Annotated in this window: 11 protein-coding genes; 9 read left to right on the top strand and 2 right to left on the bottom strand. The window is 50.6% G+C overall.

Annotated features, from left to right (window positions below; all coding sequences use genetic code 11):
* Positions 1 to 56: 56 nt before the first annotated feature.
* Entirely contained in the window at positions 57 to 413 is a 357-nt protein-coding gene (locus tag GK091_RS25120) for a LytTR family DNA-binding domain-containing protein (RefSeq protein WP_164043441.1), read from the bottom strand.
* 538 nt (positions 414 to 951) lie between these two features.
* Entirely contained in the window at positions 952 to 2430 is a 1479-nt protein-coding gene (locus GK091_RS25115) for a M48 family metalloprotease (RefSeq protein ID WP_164043439.1), read from the bottom strand.
* 520 nt (positions 2431 to 2950) lie between these two features.
* Between GK091_RS25115 and GK091_RS25110 the strand changes: the two genes are divergently transcribed.
* The 9 genes from GK091_RS25110 to GK091_RS25070 all read left to right on the top strand — a co-directional run bounded on the left by GK091_RS25110 (position 2951) and on the right by GK091_RS25070 (position 17472).
* Positions 2951 to 3526, top strand: coding sequence for an RNA polymerase sigma factor (locus GK091_RS25110; protein ID WP_164043437.1), 576 nt, complete (start codon positions 2951 to 2953; stop codon positions 3524 to 3526).
* Positions 3527 to 3599: 73 nt separating this feature from the next.
* Complete coding sequence (locus tag GK091_RS25105) at positions 3600 to 4685, top strand: FecR family protein (protein WP_164043435.1); 1086 nt, start codon at positions 3600 to 3602, stop codon at positions 4683 to 4685.
* 199 nt (positions 4686 to 4884) lie between these two features.
* On the top strand, positions 4885 to 8337 hold the full coding sequence (locus GK091_RS25100; RefSeq protein ID WP_164043433.1) for a TonB-dependent receptor: 3453 nt from the start codon (positions 4885 to 4887) through the stop codon (positions 8335 to 8337).
* 12 nt (positions 8338 to 8349) lie between these two features.
* Positions 8350 to 10164 (top strand): RagB/SusD family nutrient uptake outer membrane protein, encoded by a 1815-nt coding sequence (locus tag GK091_RS25095; protein WP_164043430.1) that lies wholly within the window; start codon positions 8350 to 8352, stop codon positions 10162 to 10164.
* Between the two features lie 188 nt (positions 10165 to 10352).
* On the top strand, positions 10353 to 12035 hold the full coding sequence (locus GK091_RS25090; protein ID WP_164043428.1) for a glycoside hydrolase family 43 protein: 1683 nt from the start codon (positions 10353 to 10355) through the stop codon (positions 12033 to 12035).
* A gap of 95 nt (positions 12036 to 12130) precedes the next feature.
* Positions 12131 to 14407, top strand: coding sequence for a glycoside hydrolase family 127 protein (locus GK091_RS25085; protein ID WP_164043426.1), 2277 nt, complete (start codon positions 12131 to 12133; stop codon positions 14405 to 14407).
* Positions 14408 to 14425: 18 nt separating this feature from the next.
* The gene (locus GK091_RS25080; RefSeq protein WP_164043423.1) at positions 14426 to 14959 is read left to right on the top strand and encodes a VOC family protein; all 534 of its coding nucleotides are present in this window, start codon (positions 14426 to 14428) and stop codon (positions 14957 to 14959) included.
* Positions 14960 to 15028: 69 nt separating this feature from the next.
* Entirely contained in the window at positions 15029 to 16573 is a 1545-nt protein-coding gene (locus tag GK091_RS25075; protein ID WP_394351897.1) for a glycoside hydrolase family 43 protein, read from the top strand.
* Between the two features lie 41 nt (positions 16574 to 16614).
* Positions 16615 to 17472 (top strand): sialate O-acetylesterase, encoded by an 858-nt coding sequence (locus GK091_RS25070; RefSeq protein ID WP_164043419.1) that lies wholly within the window; start codon positions 16615 to 16617, stop codon positions 17470 to 17472.
* Positions 17473 to 17518 lie beyond the last annotated feature (46 nt).

Genomic DNA, 17518 nt, shown 5'->3' with positions numbered 1-17518 from the left:
GAAAGGCAATTTGACGAACCGCAGAAATTGATTTTGTCGGATACGCTGGGTTCCAGCTAATGCGTACCGGGCGTAATTAACTGGGTACGGATGTGCTCGACCCGTCGCCGGGCAACCAGTACAGATGCCTGATTGTCAAGGGTTAACTCCAGCGTCCGACCGTCCTGGCGATCTAAAGCGGTAATGTGTAGGGGATTAACCAAATACGATTTACTGACCCGCAGGAAGCCGGGAAGTTGCAGTTCGAACAGTTTAAGCGTTTGGCTTGCTACGATGGGCCTCGTTTTTCCGACAAAAAACAACCGGGAATAGTTACCGAAGCCTTCAAAATGAGAAATTGACTCGACGGGGATAGGAGTAGCTATCCCCGGAATCTTGACAAACTGGGATAATGGATGGGAGGGTGCATTCATGGCCGCCTGGGATTTAAGGTAATTACTAAGAAACGAGCGAAGCAAATCAAGACCGGCAGAATCGTTACAGAGATAACAACTGTTGTTCTATGGCTAGCCTGCAAGCTAGCTCCAGTTTTTGTTGCCGGTCGAATTAGTAGGCAGTGCGCCGAGCCTCAAAACAGATAGTTTGTTTTTTGGCACAAATCAATTACCAAACCCTTTGAGAATAGTTCTAAATTAAAAAACAGCCGTTTCCTCTCTGTCCAGCAGGCTATCAGCAAAAAAGGGGACCTACGTTTATCGTAAGGTCCCCACAAAATAGGGTTGGTAATATAGTAAAATGTAGACTATTTTCTACACATATGTGCAGTTAATTCCACATGGTATTGTGTTGACAGCGTATGCGTCAGCTGCATGATAAGGTATTTTTTCATTCGAATGAACTTAAGACGATGAGGTACTTACCAAACATTACCCGAAAAAACTGTTCAGACTAGTGGAACGCCAGCTTGTTACCCGTCTGAACAGTTTCAGCTCATTAACAGGCATCAGGAGTTTATTTACTGATAATTTTGACCAGCGTACCCCTCGTTATACGATCATCCGCTTTAAACCCGTTCAATACCCCGGCTTCTTCTACCCGGTTAGCCGGCATTCCCAACGCGGTTACCACCTCCCGGAATGAACCATCACGGGGAGACGATTTAACGAGTACTCGCTCTGATTTTCGATTGAGTTTATCCGGATCGGAAAGCGAACGAAAGTTCTCGGCAACCTGCTTGAATGTGCCAAAGCTGGTCGTAAAATCGGCAGCAGCCGACAAGCCATGCAGCGCATAAACAGCATTGTTGTACTGAATCAGCCAGGTTCCAATCTGGAGTGCTGTTTTAGGGTCTTGCTGTTGTTGTTGCTGACCCTGCTGCTGTTGTTGCTGCTGCCGTGAAATGAGCACGTAGGCCGGATTGCCGTTAATGGTGGTTTTGCTGTTCTCCAGTACGTTCAGACTTAGCTCTTTCACCAGATTCTGGGCGGCCTCGTCCAGCGAATTTCCCTTCGCCAGCATCAGAATCATGGCGGACTTACCGTCTTTAGCGGCCATTTGAAACTGACTCGGAGAGTTCTGGGACTGCCAGCTGTTTGGAACCGGGAATTGAAAACGTAGCTCAGGATGATAAAAATAGCCGTTTTCAACAAAGCCTTGCTTGGGATCTTCGCCGTACGTGATGCCGTCGATTAGCCGCAGGTATTGGTCGCGATCCACCTGATACGAAGCTGGATTCTTGGCTTGGTAGTCTTTCGCCAGTTCATGGACGCGCGTGAAACGATTACCGGGATCGGGATGCGTCGACATAAATTGCGGCACGGCCTGTCCGGAGTTATCGGAAAGACGTTTCAGTGTTCCAAAGAAATCGGCCATCTGATGCGCATCATAGCCAATCTTACTCGAGTATTCTACGCCGAGCTTGTCAGACTCTGATTCGTGATCCCGGCTGTATTTTAGCGACAGAAGACCAATTCCCTGCTGAAGCGCTTCCATATTCTGACCAACGACCTGAGGAGCCAGTACCGCTCCGCCAATGAGCGCAATTGTACTGAGCAGCTGGCTTTTCTGCGAGCGAGCCGCGTGCTTGGCCGTGATATGACCGATTTCGTGACCCAGCACCCCGGCAAATTCGGCTTCGTTATTGAAGTGAGCCAAAATACCGCGCGTGAAATAAACATAGCCGCCTGGCACGGCAAAGGCATTGACAATCGGCGAATCAACGATGTAAAACTGGTAAGGAAGATCAGGCCGGTGGGAAACGCTGGCCATCGCTTTTCCTTTTTCGTTCATGAATGCCTGAATGTTTTTGTTTTCGTACAACCCCATCGTGGCAACAACCGAGGGGTGGGATTCTTTGCCCATCGCGATTTCCTGCTCGGTCGACATCAGGCTTATTTCACGTTTCCCGGTTACCGGATTGCGGGCGCAGGCAGAAACAGCTAACAGCGAAACGGCAATAATAACTTGTTTGTAGTACGTGCTTGTACACATGGTAGGAGAAATCAAGACGTGTAGTGTGTGAGTCGACCTAAAAATTATCTAGATCAGTACTAAATCCAGCTTAAACACGAAATCACCCGCTATTTGTTTAATGTATTTTTAATAAGGCATTTATTTCATTCACATTGAAAACCCCCGGAGCTCTGTAATTTCCAAGCTTTATCCACTGCTTCATCTGACTCAGCTTGTCGACGTATATAGGGAAAGGTTATCGCCTGTGATGCGAAAAACCGTGGATCGTCAGTTCATGGAATAAGACTCCATAAAGCACTCTCAATGCATCGAGTCGCGTATCCGTTTTAGACCGGACAAATGGCTTACCAGACGCTACCGTCGATGAGGTTCGATACTGAATACGGCATTCATCTGTACCATAGGAAAGGGGGTAGTGTCGTAATAATGGAACACGTATCTTACAGACGTACTTGCGGTTGTAGAAAACATATTGGATAATTTAGCAGATAATTATAATTTTTCATACCTTCGCTAATAGCATAGATACTTACGCTTCATGACCCATCAAGACCACCTACTATGGCGACTTTATCGTGAGGGCGATAAACAGGCACTGGGTCAATTGGCCGAGCGCTATTATCGCGCCCTAAAACATTATGGGTTAAAATTTATGGTGGACGAGGCTGTCGTTGAAGATTGCATACAGGAGCTGTTTTTACAACTCTGGCAAAATCGCTTGCAGATCAACGAAACTGAATCCGTGAAGCATTATCTAGTCAAAGGACTGCGCAATCACATTCTTCAGCACTTACGTTGTCAAAAAAGGGTAGCCATTGACGAGATCGATTGGGAAAATTCGGTGGCGGAACGGGAAGATGCCGAAACACTGCTAATTGAGCAGGAGTCGTTCGACGTGTTGACCCGTAACATCCAGACCCAACTGGCTGCTTTGCCCGCTCGGGAACGGGAAGCACTTTATCTGCGGTACTACGAAAATCTATCCGTTTCCGAGATTGCCGAAATCATGAATGTGAATCCGCAATCCGTTTCCAACTTCCTGCAAAAAGCGCTGAGTAAGCTTCGTAGCCGGTGGTTCACGCACGTACTGTGGGTGATTTGCATTTTTTTCTAAAAAAATTCGCTTTAAGTAGGGTATATAGGAGCAGGTTCTTCATACTATCAATAAAAATAGTGTAAAAGTGCCAATGCGTGTTCCTGCTGAAAATTTTTCGACCGTAGAAGATTTCCTGAACAGTGACGTTTTCCGGACCTGGATTCTGGAAAGACGCCCCGAGGATCAGGTTTACTGGCAGGAATGGCTGGCGCTCCATCCTGACAAGAGAGATCTCTATGAGCAGGCCGTTGCTACGCTCTTAGTCTTGCAGGGAAAGCGAGTTACGTTGTCGAACCAACAGGTTAAAAATAAAGCAGGAGCTATCGTTGATCGATTACCTGATTCGATGGTCGTTACCAGGCCCCTGCCGAGTTGGCAGTGGGGGCGGTGGGTGGCCGCAGCAACAGTAGTTGGCTTTCTCGTTTTGTGGCTGGTTAACAAACCCGCTATTCGCGAAGTAGCCTCTGCCATCATAGGCAACCAGCAGTCACAACCAACATCCACGCAGGCAGAAGACTGGAAAATTGTTAAAAACTATACCGGTGTGCCTTTGATCGTACTACTGCCGGATCAATCATCCGTGCTGCTCTCAACGAACAGTCAACTGCGTTATCGCAAACAAAATCAGGCTCCCCTCCGAGAGGTATTTCTTCAGGGAGAAGGCTTTTTTGAAGTGACAAAAAATCCGGCCAGACCTTTTATTGTTTACACTACCAATCTAACCACTAAAGTGCTGGGTACCAGCTTCCAGGTTCGTTCGTTTGCCAAGGAACTAGACGCTTCCGTAAAAGTAAAAACAGGCAAGGTTTCCGTTATTCCGGTCGATACACCCAGCGAACCAATCCTGCTAACCGTTAACCAACAACTCCGTATCGAGACAAAGACCGATAAAGTGGTGAAACAGGACAGAAAGGCGATAAGTGAGCAACCCTCTGCCTTGCTGGATCAACAATTTGCGTTTAGCTATACGCCCATCCCTGAGGTGTTCGATCAGCTGGAGGGAAGTTATCACATGCCCATCAAATACAACCGGGAATTGCTCAAACGCTGCACATTCACTGGTCAACTTATTGATGCCCCGTTTCTTGAAAAAATCAAGATTATCTGTCTGGCTATTGATTCTACTTATGAAATCGTTGATAATCAACTGATTATTCGTAGTCGCGGCTGTAGTTAATTATTCCGTCAATTTAAAACAAACCCGCACCCTATGCTGAAAACGTAGCCTTATCCTTTTAAACGTCCCGAAATGTGTCGAAAATACACATTCTCCTCATTAACAGGGGCGGGTCACTACTATCTTTTCTCCCAAAAACTAACAACCTACTAACCCTATGCAACACTGTTTAACAAACCGCAACGTTTGGATCAGGATCATGAAGATTTCAAGCCTGCAACTCCTGCTTGCGTTCGCCCTGGTCAACGTAAGCTTAGCCCTGGATGGTCACGCCCAGGAACTGTTGAGTCGCCGTGTCAGCATTTCCGCCCAAAATGAAGAGGTGGAAGTGACGATAAAGCGAATCGAGAAACAGACGAATGTTCAATTCCTGTACAGCCGGGAAATCATCCATTCGAAGCGAAAAGTGAATTATCAGGTCAAAAACGAACAACTCTCGCAGGTGCTGGATCAAATTCTGACGCCACTCAAACTGAGTTATGAGGTTGTTGGTCAGCAGATCGTCATCAAACGGGAAGACGCTCCGGCTGCAACTCCGCAGGAAAAGACCTCCGGCGAGATCAACGTAGAGCAGGGGCAGGAAATTCAGGTAGCCGGTCGGGTTACGGGCGAAAACGGCGAAGGATTGCCCGGTGTCAATATTCAGATTAAGTCAACCCAGCGCGGCACAACGACAGACGGCAACGGGGCCTACCGGATCAGCGTGCCTGATCGAAACGCCGTATTGGTTTTTTCGTTCATTGGTTACGTGACGCAGGAGGCCGCCGTTGGTTCACAATCGACCGTTAATGTTACGCTGGCTACGGACGACAAAACGCTCAATGAGGTAGTGGTTGTGGGATACGGCACCCAGCGTAAGCGCGACATTACCGGCTCTGTGGTTTCGGTTAATGAAACGGCGTTGAAAGAAGTGCCAGCCCCGAACCTGGTCAACCAGTTGAAAGGCCGGGCTGCCGGGGTTTCCATTGTCAGCAACGGCTCGACACCGGGCTCACAGGGGCAAATTCGTATTCGGGGAAACCGAACCCTCACCACCAACCAGCAAGGCAGTGATGGTCTGGACGGTCCGCTGGTCGTTGTGGACGGTATACCTTACGGTGGGCTGAATGACATCAATCCGGACGACATCGTTAACCTGGAAATCCTGAAAGATGCGTCGGCAACGGCCATCTATGGATCGCGGGGCTCGGGTGGTGTTATTCTGGTCACCACCAAACGGGGGAAAGTGGGCAAACCGGTATTCAGTTACGACGGCTATCATGGCGTAACCAGCATTATGGGTAAGTACAACGTCTTCAACGGACCGGAGTACGCTCAGTTCAAAGCCGATGCTACCAAATATAACCGGGCGTCCCCCGGTACAACGGCCTATCCGCTCACCCAGGCCGAACAGGCTGCTCTCGCGGCTGGGGTTTCGACCGACTGGCAGGATTTGATTTACAAATCCGGTTTCATGACCAACCACCAGTTGGGAATGACGGGGGGCGTCGAAAATACGCAGTATTCGCTGGGTCTGGGCTATTTCAATGAGACGGGTATCATTCCCGGCCAGAATTTTACCCGGGTGAACATCCGGGCAACCATCGATCAGCGCATTGGCAAACGGATTAAGGTTGGGCTCAACACGCTCAATACGTTAACCTACACCAATACGCCCGGCGGTGACGGCATTCCGGGTGGGCTGGTCAGTTTAACGCCATTGGCATCGCCCTACAATGACGATGGCTCGGTAAACCTGTTACCGGCCGTTGGTTCGATCGATGCCGCCCGGATCAGCCCGCTGACGATTATCACGAAAAAAGATTCGTATTTCAATCGGTCGCGTTCGTTGCGGACGTTCAATAGCTTGTACGCAGAGGTGAACCTGCTGCCCGGTTTGCGCTACCGATTCAATGCCGGTCTGAATTTCAGCCAATCGAACTTTAATGGCTATAACGGGCCATTGACTTATTTCAACAGCGCTACGGTTCAGTCGTCATCCAACGCCGAAATCAGCAACACGGAATATTGGGATGTCAATCTCCAGCATTTACTGTATTACGACAAAACGTTTGGCAAACATAAGCTGGGGGCTACCGCGCTGTATGAATATACCAAAAACCACTCGCTGGGTAGCAGGTTCACGATAACGGGGGTTCCCGCCGATTACATCAAAACGTCGAACTTCTCGCTGGCGTCCGGTACGCCAGTGGCCGCTTCCGACTACGGGAACTCGTTTTCGGAAACCGGCCTGCTTTCCTACATGGGTCGGGTCAACTATAGCTATAACGACCGCTACCTGCTGACCTTAACCCTGCGCCGGGATGGTTCGTCTACGCTCTCACCCGCAAACCGGTATTTTAACTACCCGGCCATTGGCACGGGCTGGAACATTATTGATGAACCGTTTATGAAAAGCGTTCCGGCCATCTCGAATCTGAAACTACGGGGTAGCTGGGGCTTGTCGGGCAACCGAAACGTCGGGGCGTATTCTACCCTCGGAGCCTTGTCGGCGGGGTACTATAATTTCGGGACCGGTACCGCCGGGCAACAGCTGGCTTATACTGTCACCAGCCTTCCGGCGACCAATTTAGGCTGGCAGTCGACGGCACAGCTGGATATTGGCCTTGACTTTGGTTTCCTGAATAACCGCATTACGGGTTCGGTGGATTACTACCACCAGAAAACGAAGGACATTCTGTTGTCGGTTCCTCTGCCAGCCAGTAACGGGGCCGGTTCGACGCTGAAAAACCTGGGAGCCACCGAAGGCAAGGGGTTGGAAACCACACTGACCGTTGACATCTTCAGAAAGCCGCAGGGATTCAACTGGAGTGTGGACGCCGTTTACTATTTCAACCGCGAAAAAATTACGCAGCTCACGACGCCCACCGAACTGTCCAATGTGGGCGCGGGCTGGTTCGTGGGGCAACCCCTTTCGGTTATCTACGATTACAAAAAGATTGGTATCTGGCAAACATCCGACAAGGAAAATGGTACGCTGGCTAAACAAACCTCACCGGTTCAGCAGCCTGGTCAAATCCGGGTAGAGGATGTCAACGGCGATGGCAAGATCGATCCGTCTGACCGGCAGATTCTGGGCAATTTTCAGCCCCAGTTTGAAGCAGGTCTGACCAACCGGTTCAACTTCAAAAACTTCGATCTGTCGATTGTTACGTTTGCCCGGATGGGCATGAAAGTGGTTGTGCCGTACCTCACCGGTAATTCGGGTGGCGGTGGCGGCTTTGCCTTCTTCAACCAGGCGCGCTCCAATCAGGTAAAAGTTGATTACTGGACCGAAACCAACCCAACCAATGCGTTTCCGGCACCCGACGCGGGGAATGCGGTCCAGTATTATGCCTCGACCCTAGGCTATTACGACGGCTCGTTCGTTAAAATCAGGAGCATCAATCTGGGGTATACGGTTTCGGGCCAGTTTCTCAAAAAGGTGGGCATGAGTTCGGCCCGGCTGTACCTAAACGTCACCAATCCGCTGATTCTGTATTCGCCCCTGGTGCGCGATAAACTGGCGGTTGATCCGGAAGGCAATGGCTACGCAGGTTCGACCGTAAGTGCTCAGGGAGCGGATACGGCCACACCGACGCGTCAGATTGCCATAAACCTCAACAATCCGCCCGTTCGGCAATTTACGTTCGGCGTCAATCTTAAATTCTAATTCGTAGGGAAGATGAAAAAACTGACTATATCGCTGGCTATCGCGTGTCTCGCTCTTTTTAATACCGGCTGCGAAAAAATATTGGACGAATACCCGCAATCCCAGGTTGTGCCATCGTACTTCAACAGCTCGTCTGGGGTGTTGGGCGGCATCGCCGGTGTATACAATGATATCCGCTCTCAATGGGGAACGGAGGGGTTTACTATTGAAATGCAGGTCGGTACGGATGAGTTTCTCCGGGGGGCCAGCGCCGGCAGTTCGACGTCGTATGACTACAACGGCCTGAATGGGAGCAACTTCGGCTCGGCCTGGGGAACGGCTTTTCAGGATATCAACACCCTGAATGGTGTACTGCAATACGGCCAGACGGTCGATCTACCCGATGCCACCCGGAAACAATACCTGGCCCAGGCCAAGTTTTTACGGGGGTTCTGGTATTTCTATCTGGTGCAGACCTGGGGCGATGTGCCGCTCAATACAACCTTTATTACAGTTCCCTCGCAGGCCGCTTCCCGTCAGCCGGTGGCGCAGGTGTATGAGCAGATTATCAAGGATCTGACCGAAGCCGCTGCTGATCTGCCGAACACACCAACGGCACCGTTTCTGGGAAAAGCCGCTACTAAACCCGTGGCTCAGCTGCTGTTGGCAAAAGCGTATCTGACCCGTGGCTGGCTGAACAATACGGCCGCTGATTTTACGCAGGCAGCCTCCATCTGTGCCGACATTATTGCCAATAAGTCCTCCTATGGCCTGGATCTATGGCAGGATTATGGCGATGCCTTTGTGCCCGCTAACGACTACGGCAAAGAAACCATGTTTGTCAGCGATCACGTGCTTGATCCCAAGTATGGTTACTATACGGTAGGTGGGGCCGCCGGTGGGGGTGCTGCCCAGAACCTGAGTCCCTGGTTTACCAACTGGAATTATCCCAATACCAGCGGCATCAATTCGTACAAAAACGCGTCAGGCGTACTGGTCAACAATGGCACATCGGGCATGATTCGGGACTCGCAATATGGACGGCCTTACGTTCGAATGCGGCCCAACAGCGACAAACTGAAAAGTGGCGATAACGCGGGTAAAAATTACTTTCTGGATCAGGCCTTTACCAAACGTGATGTCGACTCCCGGTTCATGAATTCGTTCTACACGGTGTATATCGCCAATACGTCGGTGACCAACACCGCCACAGCGGCCAATAACATGCGCGGCATTGGTTACACAACCGTAGTGGGTGCCGATACCGCCGTTTGGTTGCCGGATTACGAAGTAACGGGTGCGCCCCAGTTCGTTGGTACCCGTCCCTTCAAAGGGATTGTGGTGCCGCCCAGTCTGTGGAACAACGGTATTTTCCCAGCCCTGAAGAAATTCATGGACCCCAGCCGGGGCGCCAACTTCAACGACCCCTCGACTCGTCCCTGCGTTTTGTACCGCTTTGCCGATGTGTATATGACTGCCGCCGAAGCCAACTTCAAGGCTGGCGATGCCACGAAAGCAGCCGCGATGCTCAACGTTGTCCGGCAACGGGCGGCTTACCGGAAAACCAACACGGCGGCTCAGAACGCGGCTGCGGTGACGGCCATCACCATTCAGCCATCGGACGTTACGCTGGACTTTATTCTGGATGAACGCAGCCGGGAATTCTTCGGTGAGTGGCAGCGCTGGCACGATCTGGTACGGACCCGCTCACTGGTACGACGCGTAAAAGCCTGGAACCAGGAGGCTGCGCCCTATATTCAGGATTTCAACATGCTACGGCCTATTCCGCAATCACAAATTGACCGGGTGGTTGACGGACCTAAGTTTCCGCAGAATCCAGGCTATTAATAATCAACTGATTCATACACAGAAGCAGTAAGAGGATGAGAATTATTCCTCTTACTGCTTCTGCGTATGAATCAGTTCTACTCCGTTTCTTGTCATCCTAACAGTAAGACTGGGCCGTCGGGATGACAGAAAACGGATGGATGATAAAGACAGACGAAAAAAAGGAAAAGTATTTAGCACAAATATCTATGAAAAATCGCCTTTACTGGGCTTTATGGGCAGCACTCGGTCTTGTTGTGAGCCAGCCAATCGCTGCGCAAACCACTCTGGTCAACCCGATCCTGACCGGCTTTTATCCCGATCCGAGCATCGTGAAGGCTGGAACGGATTACTACTTGGTCAATTCCACGTTTTCGTACTTCCCCGGTCTTCCGATCATGCATAGCAAAGATCTGAAAAACTGGAAGCAGATCGGTAATGTGATTGATCGCCCCGAACAAATGGATTTTATGGGCGAGCGGTTGACCCGAGGATTGTTTGCTCCCGGCATCAGTTATCACAAGGGGACATTCTACGTTACCTGCACCGACATTGACCATGACGGTAATTTCGTCGTAACGGCCAAAAATCCGGCGGGGCCGTGGAGCAATCCGGTAAAGATTCCGCAGGTGAAAGGTATCGACCCATCCATCTATTTTGATGAAAGTACCGACAAAGCCTACATTATTTACAACAGCGACGCGCCCGACCGGAAGCCCCTGTATCCGGGCCACCGAACCATTCGGATGTACGAGTTTGACCCGATCAAACTAACCGTGATCGGCGAAGAAAAACAGCTGGTCAACGGGGGGGTGGATCTGTCTAAAAAACCAGTCTGGATTGAAGGTCCGCATATTCTGAAACGGAACGGCTGGTATTATCTCTACGCGGCTGAGGGTGGCACGTCGGTCAACCATTCCGAGGTGGTGCTACGTAGTAAAGATGTTTGGGGACCGTATGTACCGTTTGAGGGTAATCCGATTCTGACGCAGCGCGAGCTGCCAGCCGACCGCAAAAATGCTATTACGTCGGCGGGACATGCGCAATTTGTGGAAGGCCCGGACGGAAAATGGTATTCGATTTTTCTGGCGGTACGTCCTTACGAAGGCGATTACTACAACACGGGCCGCGAAACCTTTATTGCCCCCTTAACGTGGACAAACGACTGGCCGATGATCGAACATGGCGAAAAGGCTATTTCATTCAGCTATCCCGTTGATTATAAGGAAGTCAAGCAAAAAGGCGCGTTACCACAATCAGGTAATTTCGCCTACACCTTGACCTTCGACAAGGCCCTTGACCCGGCACTGCTGTTCATGCGTACTCACGATAAAAATTCGTATTCGCTGTCGAAGAAGGAGGGACTTACGCTGAAACTCAAACCCGAAACGGTGATGGATCTGGGTAATCCTGCCTTTGTCGGCAAACGTCAGCAACACCTCAATAGCACCGCTGAAACAGAATTGACGTTTTCGCCAAAATCGGACAAGGAAAAAGCCGGTTTGGTAATTTTACAGGACGAGGGTCATTTCTATTTCCTGTGTAAATCGAAAGCGCAGGATAAAGACGTGCTGCAGCTTTACAAAAGCGTTCCTAAAGAGAAAACAATGGAATTGCTGACCGAAGTGCCGCTGGAAGCCAACGCTGGCAAACTTGGCTTGCGAATTACATCGCAGGGAGATAGCTACGGATTTCAGTATTCCACCGATTCGAAAAACTGGGCATTACTGAAAGACAAGCTGGACGGTAAATTCCTGAGTACTAAAGTATCGGGTGGCTTTATCGGCTGCGTGTATGGCTTGTATGCTACGTCGTCAGGGGAAGCCAGTACGAATTCGGCTTCGTTCCAGTACCTGAAATACGCAGGTGATGATCCGATGTTGAAGAAATAGAACGTTTTTTTGTCATTCCGAAAATACCCGCACCGGCGGACTGGTCGTTCCTCGGGATGACAAAAAGATGAGAAAACTAAGCTTTTCCAGTGAAAATGAACGCACTCCGTATCATAACCCTACTCTTGCTCAGCGTCCCGGCGTTGGCTCAAATGCAGCCGTTTTCCTTGCAGGAGGTGAAGCTGACCGGTGGGCCGTTTAAGAACGCGCAGGATGTCGACCTCAAGTATATACTGGCGCTGAATCCGGATAAACTGCTGGCTCCGTACCTGATCGATGCCGGGTTGCCCCTAAAGGCTCCCCGCTACGGCAACTGGGAAAGCTCGGGTCTGGACGGGCATATCGGCGGGCATTACCTGTCGGCGCTGGCCATGATGTATGCCTCGACCGGAAATGCCGAACTGAAAAAACGGCTCGACTACATGGTCGATCAACTGGCCCGTTGTCAGGCCAAAAACGGCAATGGATACGTGGGCGGCATTCCGCAGGGTAAGGTGTTCTGGGACCGTATTCATAAAGGCGATATCGATGGCAGCAGTTTCGGGCTGAACAATACGTGGGTGCCGCTGTACAACATTCACAAACTGTTTGCCGGGTTGCGCGATGCGTACGACTATGCTGGTAACAAACAGGCTAAACAAGTGCTGGTTGGCTTAGGCGATTGGTTTGTTGAGTTGATTAAACCTCTGTCTGACGAACAGATTCAGCAGGTATTGCGCACCGAGCACGGCGGCATCAATGAGACGTTTGCCGATCTGTACATCCTGACCAAAGACAAAAAATACCTCGAAACGGCGCAGCGGATTTCGCACTGGGCGATTCTGAATCCGTTGATCGACAAACAGGATAAACTGACGGGATTACATGCCAACACGCAGATTCCGAAAGTGATTGGTTTTGAGAAAATCGCTACGTTAACGGGGAAAACCGATTGGTCGGAGGCCGCTCAGTATTTCTGGCAAAACGTATCGCAGACGCGCAGTGTCGCGTTTGGCGGCAACAGCGTTCGCGAGCATTTCAACCCGACAACTGATTTTAGTCAGGTAATCCAATCCAATCAGGGGCCGGAGACCTGTAATTCGTTCAACATGCTGCGCCTGAGCAAAGCCCTGTTTCTGGATAAGAACGACGTCAGTTATCTGGATTTCTACGAGCGGTCACTGTACAACCACATCCTGTCGAGCCAGCATCCCGAAAAAGGTGGATTTGTCTATTTTACCCCTATCCGACCCAACCACTACCGGGTGTACTCACAGCCGGAAACCAGCATGTGGTGCTGCGTGGGGTCGGGCCTGGAAAACCACACCAAATACGGCGAACTGATCTACAGCCATTCGGACAACGACCTGTTCGTCAACCTGTTCATCCCATCGACGGTCAACTGGACTGCTAAACAGATGAAGCTCACTCAGCGCACTGAATTCCCGTACCAAAATGAGTCTGAACTAGTTGTCGAGATAGCAAAACCACAGGCTTTTTCTGTACAGATCCGCTATCCGAAATGGGCTGAAAACTTCGACGTTTTAGTGAACGGAAAGGCTCAATCTGTCACGGGGAAGCCAGCCAGCTATGTAGCCATCCATCGCACATGGAAACGGGGTGATAAAATAACCGTTCGCTTTAAAACCTCAACGCAGCTGGAGTATCTGCCCGACGGTTCGAACTGGGCGGCCTTCGTCAACGGCCCCATCGTGCTGGCGGCCAAGACCTCGACGGAAGACATAGCTGGGCTTTTTGCCGACGATAGTCGGATGGGACACGAAACAAAAGGCAAGCTGTACCCAATTACGAACGCCTACGCACTCGTGGGTGACCCGGCAACGTACCTGAGTGGGCTTAAACCAGTTGATAAACTGCGATTTAGCCTGGACTCGCTGACGCTGCAACCGTTCTACGAAGTGCATGACGCCCGCTATCAGATGTACTTCCAGACTTTTTCCAAAGCAGCCTTCAACGAGCAGAAAGCCCGGTTGAAGCAGCAGGAAGCAGAAGCAGTGGCCCTTGACGCCAACACGGTCGATAAGGTGAATTGTGGTGAACAGCAGCCCGAAGTTGATCACGATTACAAAGGCGAAAAGAGCGATTCCGGCTACGATGATGAACAATTCTGGCGACGTACCCGCTCGTTTATCACTTACCAGTTACAAAACAAAAACCGGACGGGTAAGTACATCGATGTTCGCGCTTTAGATACTATCAAGCCGGACCAGGTGCGTTTCCTGATCAACGATCAACCGGCCGAGATTCTTTCTACCGATGAAAAAAGACTCCGGTTGAAAGCGGACGGTAACGAGGTGATAACGTTGAAAATCGTAGCCCAGGATGGAAAGAACAGCCCTCGCTTTAATCAGATCAGACTCATAACGCAATAACGACTAAATCCCCGTGGCATGAATAAGCAAATAATGGCTGTCTATAAATGTGTCAGCCTAACACTATTAATGGTTGGTTGCATGCTGAACGCGCGGGCCCAATCCAATTTTACTAGCAACGTTATCAGCGTTGGCGTTGTCGTCGCTGACCTCGAACGCTCACTGGATTTTTACGTGAAGGGCATCGGTATGGTCAAAACGGGCAGTTTTACGATCAATGAAGACTTTGGCAAACGCTCCGGTCTGACAAACGGAGTAGCCACCAACGTGACCATTCTGAAGCTCGAAAACAGCCCCAACGCCACCGACTGGAAGTTGATGAGCTTTGGCAAAAAAGCTGCTCATCCAAAGTCAACTGTTATTCAGGATGATACGGGTGTGCAGTATATCACTATTCAGGTAAAAGCTTTGCAGCCCATCATTAACCGGCTAACCCAGCTAAAGGTGCCGTTTCTGGGCAGCACGCCAACGCCACTGAATGCGAAAGATCATTTTGTGTTTGTGCAGGACCCCGATGGGACGTTTATTGAACTGATTGGCCCACTCCAATAACCGCAGAAAATCCGTCACGCATTGTCTACCATGAAAAAGACTATTTGTCAATCGGGTTTGATCGGGTTTATGTTCCTGCTGATGCAAGTCACGGCAATGGCACAAACCGCACACAACCCGATCATTTTTGCCGATGTGCCCGATATGGCCATGATCCGGGTGGGTACTACCTATTACATGAGCAGCACGACCATGCACATGAGTCCGGGTCTTCCCATTATGAAGTCGAAAGATCTGGTAAACTGGCAGTTGGTGGGATACGCCTACGATACGCTGGCCAATGTGGATGCATTGACCCTCAGCAATGGCAAAAGCACGTACGGCCGCGGTTCATGGGCCAGCAGTCTACGGTATCATAACGGCACCTACTACGTAACGACTTTTGCCCAGACAACCGGCAAAACGTATGTCTACACCACCAAAGACATCGAAAAAGGTCCCTGGAAAGTAGCCTCATTCAGCCCCTCCTACCATGATCACAGCCTGTTTTTTGACGACGATGGTCGGGTGTATATGGTTTACGGCGCGGGCAAACTTCGCCTGATCGAACTGACCGCCGATGCTTCGGGCGTGAAGCCCGGCACGACGGAACAGGTGTTAATCGAGAACGCCAGTACACCGTCGGGCACGGGTGGTGGATTACCCGCCGAAGGGTCACAACTGTTCAAGGTGAAGGGTAAATACTACCTCTTTAACATTACCTGGCCACGGGGAGGGATGCGGACGGTCGTGATTCACCGCGCCGATAAGATTACGGGTCCCTGGGAGGGCCGGATCGGCTTTCAGGATCTGGGTATAGCGCAGGGCGGTTTGATCGATACACCAGATGGGAAATGGTACGCCTATCTGTTCCGTGATTTTGGCGGAGTCGGGCGTACTCCGTATTTGGTGCCGGTCAACTGGGAGGATGGCTGGCCGGTGCTGGGTGTCAATGGAAAGGCACCCGAAACGCTCGATCTGCCTGCCAATAAAAGTCTGATTCCGGGCATCGTAGCCTCCGACGAATTTACCCGGAAGAAAGGCGAACCCGTGTTGCCGCTGGTCTGGCAGTGGAATCATAATCCAGATAACAAACTTTGGTCGGTCTCTGATCGAAAGGGCTACTTACGACTGAAAACCGGACGTACCGATACGTCGTTCGTCATGGCCCGGAACACCCTAACGCAGCGTACCATCGGTCCGGAATGTTCAGGCTCGACAGCGCTGGATGTATCGAACCTGAAGGATGGGGATTTTGCGGGACTGAGTCTTATTCAGAAAAACTACGGCCTGGTCGGCGTCAAGGTAGCGAATGGCAAACCGTTCATCGTTATGGTTAGCGCGGCATCGGGCAAACCAGTTGAGGTACAGCGTGTTCCACTTGCTCAAAAAACGGTTTACGTCAAAGCTGAATGCGATTTCAGGGATCGTAAAGATACGGCCCATTTCTACTACAGCCTCGACGGTAAAGCATGGCAGCCCATTGGTGAACCGCTGAAAATGCCGTATACCATCCCGCATTTCATGGGCTACCGATTCGGCCTGTTTACCTACGCCACCCAGCAAACGGGCGGTTTTGCTGACTTCGATTACTTTCGAATTACCAACACCCGTTCAGAATCAGCCAAAAATTAACGCCTAGATCAATAGTTTCGACACCCTATTCCTTACCCCTCATGAACAAGCGTTTTTCTACCGCTACGCTTCTTTTTGGCTTACTGCTTTGGAGTCTGAGCGCTTCGGCACAGGACAAGAACTTTTACATTTTCCTCTGTTTCGGGCAGTCCAACATGGAGGGAAACGCCAAAATTGAACCGCAGGATACGGTCAATGTGAACAGCCGGTTTCAGGTGATGGAAGCCGTAAACTGCCCGGACTTAGGCCGAACGATGGGTAAATGGTACACCGCCGTTCCGCCCTTGTGCCGCTGCCGGACGGGTCTGACGCCCGCCGATTATTTTGGCCGCGAATTGGTGGCAAATCTCCCCGAAAAGGTCCGGATCGGCGTCATTAACGTAGCTATTGGTGGCTGTAAAATTGAGTTGTTCGATAAAGACCATTACGAGTCGTACACCGCTACTGTACCGGGCTGGATGAAGAATTTCATCAAAGACTACGACGGAAATCCCTACGCCCGACTGGTCGAAATGGCGAAGCTGGCACAGAAAGACGGGGTTATCAAGGGTATTCTGTTGCATCAGGGCGAGTCGAATACCAACGATACGCTATGGACGAAAAAAGTGAAAGTCGTCTACGATAACCTGCTGCATGACCTGGATCTAAAACCCAAAAAAGTACCACTGCTGGCTGGTGAAACGGTCAACGCGGATCAGGGGGGCGTTTGTGCGAGCATGAACAACATCATTGCGACGCTCCCACAAACGATCAAAAATGCGCACGTCATTTCATCGGCGGGTTGTCCCGACGCGGCTGACAATCTGCACTTCAGTGCTGCCGGCTATCGGGAGTTAGGCAAACGATATGCCATTCAGATGCTATCGCTGTTAGGCTATAAACCAACCGCGACGGAGTGATGCGCCGGTCTTTTGTTTGTAAGCTGCCTATCGCCCACAAAAACTT

Origin of the sequence: Spirosoma agri (assembly GCF_010747415.1) — a bacterium.
In the GTDB taxonomy this organism is placed as follows: domain Bacteria; phylum Bacteroidota; class Bacteroidia; order Cytophagales; family Spirosomataceae; genus Spirosoma; species Spirosoma agri.
Note: the sequence above shows the minus strand (reverse complement) of the source record. Positions and strands in the feature narration are given on the sequence as shown.